A 6,319-nucleotide genomic window follows, 5' to 3' on the forward strand; every position below is an offset into this window, starting at 1 on the left:
GGAGTCGCGTGTCCTACGCTCCATTTCACTAGCTTTTTAAACTTGTCTTGGAACCAACAAAAAATACCCAAACTATCAAAAGTAGTTACCTCGCGATAGTTTGGATATATCATTAACTGAAATACTTATGGTTCATCCTTTTTTATTTTTGCTCATCAATATACTGAACTAGCTCAAACAATACGTGATAAATTAATTCAAACGTATCATGTAGAGAAAGGTTTTCATCAAATCCTTTCATTGATTCGATATCAATATTAATGTCCCACATACCGTCTTTATCGTTAAATAGTGCTTGAAAGCTGTTTTGTCCCTCTGACAATTGATTTGTTAAAAATGCTTTGATATGAGAACCTACTTTTTTCGGCTGACGCAGCCCTAAAAGCACTTTGTACGTACGAAAAACATCATCAAGCTCTACAGAAACCCCTTCAACACGAATTACATCAAATGATTGACATTCAATATAAATAAACTCATTCGGATGGTTTTTAACATATTGAATTGGCTCTTTTAAAAATGTACCAGCAGCTTCTTCAGATAATAAATTTTCGGACTCTTTATCTACTCTCTCCACATATGCATCCGCAAATCTAGTGTAATCAGCTTTGGAAGAAATTGTGACGCCTTCTGGAATTAATTCGTTTTTCATTGCAAAATCCTTCTCCTCTTCATAAAGCTCTACTTTTTGTCCCGAACTTCCTCTTAGTTCTACTTCAATATACTCTTTTACCGTTTCTTTTAACATCGCTTTCCCCTACCCTATTACGGTTAGCCACCTGATTGTCTAACAACTCATTTTTCTTTTATAATAACTGAAATGAAGGGTAATTTCTACCATGTACAAACGGTTGTCTTGCACTTTTTTTACTTTTTTTATTTTGTTAAATCTATTCGATCCTCCATCTGCGGTGGTTCTTCCATCCAGCCGTTCCTTGCCATAATTTTCCCACCCTCTTGACCATAGGTTAAGATATCTTTAGCCGTATCAATTAAAAGTAGCGGAAGGTCATTTCGTAAGCTAAAGGCTGTTCCAAGCGCGTTGCTTCCCAATCCGAAGCTACAGAAGATACTTGTGCAGTACATCATGAGTTTATCTGAAAATGGTGCTATTTGAGAATTTGTTGCTTTACCAGCCCACGTCGATGAAGCTTGAATGTCGCTGGCGAGAAGCAGCTGCGTATAGTTAGCGATAATTTTCTTTGATAACTCTTTCCCTTTTATAAAATATTTACGTACTTCTGGCTCATTAGCAGCTTGTGCAAATCCTGTTATCATTTGCATGCCTAAAATATTTGTTTCCACTGCATAATGAATATGCGCTACTTCGACCGTATTAAGCGCTCGCTTTTCAGAAAATAGCTTCATACCATTCATATACCCTGTACCTTTAGCAAACTTTACTTCTTTTGGCATGGATACCACAGGTGGTCTCACTAGAACACCTTTTTTCTGTAAATAATCTACGCATTTGCTATATACGCCTTGCGTAAATTCTGTTAGCTCTTGAAATAGAGACACGATATCATCACGATGTGCCATGCTTAAATGAAGAGTGTGTAACCCCATGCTCATTTGCTTTAATAAGCGTAAAAACATAATGTCAAATAGGTGGTCGTAAAGTTTTGGTACCTCTGTATTTACGTCTTGTTCTGTAAATCCAACGGGCACAACGGCTCCTTCTTGTTCAAAAATTTGTTTTATTCTTTCTATATAATGAACAATTTTATTATGCGTAGATGTTAAAATTTCTTTAGCTTCTTCATCTTCTGCATGCTCAATGAAATGTTCCAGTAACCGCTGAGACATTGTTTTTTGTTGATACGTCATCCATAGCGTTGCTAGTTCACTTGAGCTAAGTGGTATATGACTTGTCATTTATGGTGCCTCCTATACTTTATCAAGATAAATAAAATACCTTTGATTAATCTCTTATGTAAATTCTGAGTAAGTCCCTTAAAAGCAATACTACATAGCACGGCTTCTAATTTAGGCGTTCTCATCTCTATATCTTTACTTTTTTTGATACTACTACTATTTACATTTTTAATCATAATATGTAGCCATGAAAAAAAGCTCTCTGGTATGAGAGCTTTCTCCGTTATCTTTTAAGCTGAACAAATTTTCTTTTGCCAACTTGAACAATTAAGTCATTTTCTATGGCTACTTGTAAGTTTTCATCTGTTACTTTTTCTTGATTTAGTTTTACCCCACCATTTTTAATCATCCGACGGGCTTCACTTTTAGAGGTTTGAAGTCCTAGCTCAACCAATAGCTCAATGATTGGAAGTTGTTCTGAACCTTCCCATTTCACCACCGGAATATCATCTGGCAAAGCTCCTTTTTGGAAGACCGTTTTGAAATGATTCTCAGCTTCTTGTGCAGCTTTTTCACCATGGTACATTCGTACAATTGTTTTACCAAGCTGCATCTTTAGATCTCGAGGATGTTTCGTGTTCATTGTTAAACCTCGTTCCATCTCTTCAATTTCTTCTAAAGGTACATCCGTAGCAAGCTTGTAGTACTTTATCATGAGTTCATCTGGAATTGACATTGCTTTTCCATACATGTTCCAAGGCTCTTCATCAATACCGATGTAGTTCTTTTTGGACTTAGACATCTTTTCTACTCCATCTAACCCTTCTAATAAAGGCATAAGCATGGCTACTTGCTTTTCTTTTCCATACTTCTCTTGAAAGTGACGTCCCATTAAAATATTAAAGTGCTGATCTGTCCCACCAAGTTCAATATCACATTCTAATTCTACAGAATCATACCCTTGCATAAGTGGATAGAAAAATTCGTGAAGAGAAACTGGCTTTCCTTCTCCTAAACGCTTTTCAAAGTCATCTCGTTCTAGTAAGCGTGATACGGTAATTTTCCCTGCTAAATTAATGACGTCTTCAAAATTAAGCTTTGATAACCAAAAGGAATTATAGTGAAGTTCTACTTTGTTCATATCTAGCACTTTTCCGAATTGTTCAAAGTACGTTTTGGCATTATGCTTGACTTCCTCATCCGTTAATTGTTTTCTCGCAATAGACTTACCCGTTGGATCACCAATTTTACCTGTGAAATCACCGATTAAAAGCTGAATAACATGCCCATTTTCTTGAAATTGACGAAGCTTATTTAATACGACTGTATGCCCTAAATGAACATCAGGAGCTGAAGGGTCCAATCCTAGCTTAATTTTCAGCGGTGCACCTGTTATAACGGCCTTTGCTACTTTTTGCTTCAGTTCATCCGCAGGAATGATTTCCTGAGTTCCAAAACTATATAATTTGTACTGCCTCTCAATCTCTGCTTTTTGATTTTCTGTTGCTTGTGCTAAAAAGTTTTCCATTTTACTTCCTCCTTAAAAATAATAAAAACCACGCCCCTAAATAAGGGACGTGGCTTTTACACGCGTTACCACCCTTGTTGAAGAGAGATGTTCTCTTCCACTTCATTTTTTAACGGCTACTCACCGCTCTTTGCTGCTACACAAAGAAAGCTCAAGGAATGTAATTCACTTTTATCTATATACCAGTTCACACCGTCCACTGGCTCTCTGAAAAATAGGGAGATAAAAACTACTAAGATCCTCTCAATGCCTATACGTTATTAATATTTTGAATCATATAGCGAAGCTGCTCAGCTAACCGTTCTTGCTCACTTACTTCCATTGAATGAACAAGCTTCTTTTCACCTTGATGAAATTTTGGATACAGCTCTTTAATTACTTGTTCACCTTTTTCTGTTAGGCTAATGCTAACACGACGTCTATCTCTTGGGTCAGCACTGCGCTTACATAGGCCTTTGCGCTCTAATGTATTCGTTATGGTACTAATTGTTGCCGTCGTAACGCCTGAAGAAACAGCTAACTCTTTTGTTTCCCTTTGCCCCCATACCCACACATCATATAGTAATGAAAATGCAGTCCACGATAGTTTATGAGCTGATAGTACGTCGCGTTCCATCACAATGCGCAAAGATTGAGCTGCTCTGTAGAGATTGGTAGCAACTGCTACTGCGTGTAAATCAACGTCTTCTCCTAGGCTTTCAGATAAAACCTTTAAACGATCTACCTCTTCTATTTGATGTTTATTTTTCTTATCCATTCGCACCTTTCCTCGAACTTTCAGAATCATTAGCTACCTAATGATTAATTTATATAAGTGTAATTAAACTATACTTTAACCTAAAAAGCAAGCTCTATATAAAAAAAGCATGAAGCCTAAACGCGACTTCATGCTATTTCTGTAATTTTAAAAGTATCTCTTGAAACGCAGGGTGACTTTTATGATCCGATTTATAAGCAGCATAAATTGTATTGGAGACGTGCAGTGTTGAAAACAATACTTTAGAGCGATTTTGTGCGATTGAATCTTGAACTAAATACGTTGGTAAGACGCTTATCCCCATGCCTTGTTCAATTGCTTCTAATATGGCTCTTAAATCTGGAACAACGTGGGCTGCTTGAATATCAGGACGCTTTTTAAAATGCTCGCGCCAATACCTTCTAATAATCAGTAGCTCCAACCCATACGTGAACCACTTCAAAGCCCTCTTATGTATGGTCTAAAAAAATTAGAAGTTACAGTATAAGAACTAGAAAGTAATAAAAAAACGTATCTTAGCTTGCATTAACTAACTATATTAGTCAATATATAAATAACAATAGTTTTAAAGCTAATATGAGAAGGAGATGTTCCTATGAGGATCATTCGCGAAGGACATTTATATCAATTGACTTTTTTACCCCGTTTTTTCCCGGTTAATTGTTACCTAGTTGAAGAGGATGATAGTCTAACCTTAATTGATGCTGCACTTCCTTACAGTGCTAAGAAAATATTAAAAGCTGCTAAAAAAATTAATAAACCAATTACACGTATTCTTCTGACACATGCGCACGACGATCACGTAGGAGCACTTGATAAGATAAAACAACTACTTCCCGATGTTCCTGTACATATTTCAAGTAGAGATGCTCGATTAATGAGTGGGGACATTACACTGGATCCTAATGAACCAGATACTCCTATACGTGGTGGAGTACCTAAAAATTTGAAAACCCGAGCAGATATTTTATTACAAAATGGAGATCAAATTGGTTCACTTATCGCGATAGCTGCTCCTGGACATACGCCAGGCTCAATGGCATATTTTGATACGCGTAGTAGAACCTTAATCGCTGGTGATGCTTTCCAAACAAGAGGTGGTATGGCAGTAACTGGCCAACTTAGACCTTTATTTCCTTTTCCAGCAATGGCTACGTGGAATAAGGAAACTGCACTTCAGAGTGCACATAAATTACTAGAATATAACCCTTCATTACTTGCTGTAGGGCATGGAAAAATGTTAAAACAACCAGAAAAAGCTATAACCCACGCTATTACAAAAGCTAAGTTAAATATTGAACACATTTAGTATATTTTAAGAAAGGAATAGTTAAATATGACCCCAAGACCAGGACTTGATTTAGATACTATTTTACAAGCCACTACAAAAATGGCAGATACACAAGGGATAGATGAAGTAACATTAGCTTCTCTTGCAAAAACGTTGAATATTCGTCCACCTTCTCTATATAACCATATAAACGGATTACCAGCGTTAAGAAAAAAGCTTGCTGTTTATGGTTACGAACAACTTCATAAAGTATTACTACGTGCAACTGTAGGGCGTTCAAAAGATAATGCAGTTCGTGCATTAGGAGAAGCTTACATGTTTTTTGTTCGTAATCACCCTGGTTTGTACGAAGCAATGCTTCGTTCTCCTGACCCTGAAGATCTGGAGCTTAGGAGCATACAAAACGAAACAGTTGATACTGTTATTCAAGTACTTAATGAATACGACTTAGGAGAAGATCAAACAATACACGCGACACGGGGATTACGAAGTATCTTACATGGTTTTGCTTCGCTTGAACAGAAGAGAGGGTTCGGCCTTCCTCTTGATCTTGATATAAGCTTTCATACATTAATAGATATTTTTTTAACAGGGATAGATGCAATTAAACAAGAGAGTAAAAAAAGTGAATATTTAAGAGATTAATTTAAAATGAATATTCTTTCACTCATAAAGGTTTTAAATTTGGCGTTGCGATTTTCCTTAGAATTATTTGCACTTGGCTCACTAGCTTACTGGGGAGCACAAACTGGAAAAGGGGTAATGAGAGTACTGTTAGCAATAGGTGCTCCATTAATAATTGCAATTGTTTGGGGAGTTTTCGGTTCTCCACGTTCCCAAGTTCAACTATCTATGTCTATGCATATAATGCTCGAACTGCTTGTATTTGGCCTTCCTTCTGTTGCCCTATATGCTACTGGTAAAC

The 6,319-nt window shown here is 36.7% G+C and carries 8 protein-coding genes and 1 other annotated feature; of the genes, 3 read left to right on the forward strand and 5 right to left on the reverse strand.

Translation table 11 applies throughout. The annotated features are described in order from the left end of the window. Positions 1-142 precede the first annotated feature (142 nt). From BFL01S_RS18455 to BFL01S_RS18475, 5 genes are all read right to left on the reverse strand, one after another. On the reverse strand, positions 143-748 hold the full coding sequence (locus BFL01S_RS18455) for a hypothetical protein (protein ID WP_025909893.1): 606 nt from the start codon (positions 746-748) through the stop codon (positions 143-145). A gap of 128 nt (positions 749-876) precedes the next feature. Continuing rightward, a complete protein-coding gene (locus BFL01S_RS18460; RefSeq protein WP_061786593.1) occupies positions 877-1,878 on the reverse strand; it encodes a DUF3231 family protein in 1,002 nt (333 codons plus the stop codon). 223 nt (positions 1,879-2,101) lie between these two features. Then, a complete protein-coding gene (tyrS, locus tag BFL01S_RS18465; RefSeq protein ID WP_025909553.1) occupies positions 2,102-3,346 on the reverse strand; it encodes a tyrosine--tRNA ligase in 1,245 nt (414 codons plus the stop codon). 40 nt (positions 3,347-3,386) lie between these two features. After that, positions 3,387-3,602, reverse strand: a binding site (T-box leader). After that, positions 3,597-4,103, reverse strand: coding sequence for a MarR family transcriptional regulator (locus BFL01S_RS18470; protein ID WP_025909552.1), 507 nt, complete (start codon positions 4,101-4,103; stop codon positions 3,597-3,599). (Overlaps the previous feature by 6 nt.) A 133-nt stretch (positions 4,104-4,236) precedes the next feature. Then, on the reverse strand, positions 4,237-4,545 hold the full coding sequence (locus tag BFL01S_RS18475; RefSeq protein WP_061786594.1) for a LysR substrate-binding domain-containing protein: 309 nt from the start codon (positions 4,543-4,545) through the stop codon (positions 4,237-4,239). 153 nt (positions 4,546-4,698) lie between these two features. Between BFL01S_RS18475 and BFL01S_RS18480 the strand changes: the two genes are divergently transcribed. The 3 genes from BFL01S_RS18480 to BFL01S_RS18490 all read left to right on the forward strand — a co-directional run. Then, positions 4,699-5,412: an MBL fold metallo-hydrolase gene (locus BFL01S_RS18480; RefSeq protein WP_061786595.1), complete on the forward strand. Its 714-nt coding sequence runs from the start codon at positions 4,699-4,701 to the stop codon at positions 5,410-5,412. A gap of 27 nt (positions 5,413-5,439) precedes the next feature. Continuing rightward, positions 5,440-6,039 carry a TetR/AcrR family transcriptional regulator gene (locus BFL01S_RS18485; RefSeq protein ID WP_061786596.1) on the forward strand — a complete coding sequence of 200 codons (600 nt, stop codon included), beginning with the start codon at positions 5,440-5,442 and terminating at the stop codon, positions 6,037-6,039. Positions 6,040-6,078: 39 nt separating this feature from the next. Then, the coding region (locus BFL01S_RS18490) for a YrdB family protein (protein ID WP_169799873.1) at positions 6,079-6,319 on the forward strand (241 nt) is incomplete at its 3' end.

The sequence above is a fragment of the Priestia flexa NBRC 15715 genome (assembly GCF_001591565.1).
Lineage (GTDB): Bacteria > Bacillota > Bacilli > Bacillales > Bacillaceae_H > Priestia > Priestia flexa.

Coding starts and splice junctions, on each gene's coding strand:
- BFL01S_RS18455 (WP_025909893.1), bottom strand. CDS start 748: ATGTTAAAAGAAACGGTAAAAGAGTATATTGAAGTAGAACTAAGAGGA.
- BFL01S_RS18460 (WP_061786593.1), bottom strand. CDS start 1,878: ATGACAAGTCATATACCACTTAGCTCAAGTGAACTAGCAACGCTATGG.
- tyrS (WP_025909553.1), bottom strand. CDS start 3,346: ATGGAAAACTTTTTAGCACAAGCAACAGAAAATCAAAAAGCAGAGATT.
- BFL01S_RS18470 (WP_025909552.1), bottom strand. CDS start 4,103: ATGGATAAGAAAAATAAACATCAAATAGAAGAGGTAGATCGTTTAAAG.
- BFL01S_RS18480 (WP_061786595.1), top strand. CDS start 4,699: ATGAGGATCATTCGCGAAGGACATTTATATCAATTGACTTTTTTACCC.
- BFL01S_RS18485 (WP_061786596.1), top strand. CDS start 5,440: ATGACCCCAAGACCAGGACTTGATTTAGATACTATTTTACAAGCCACT.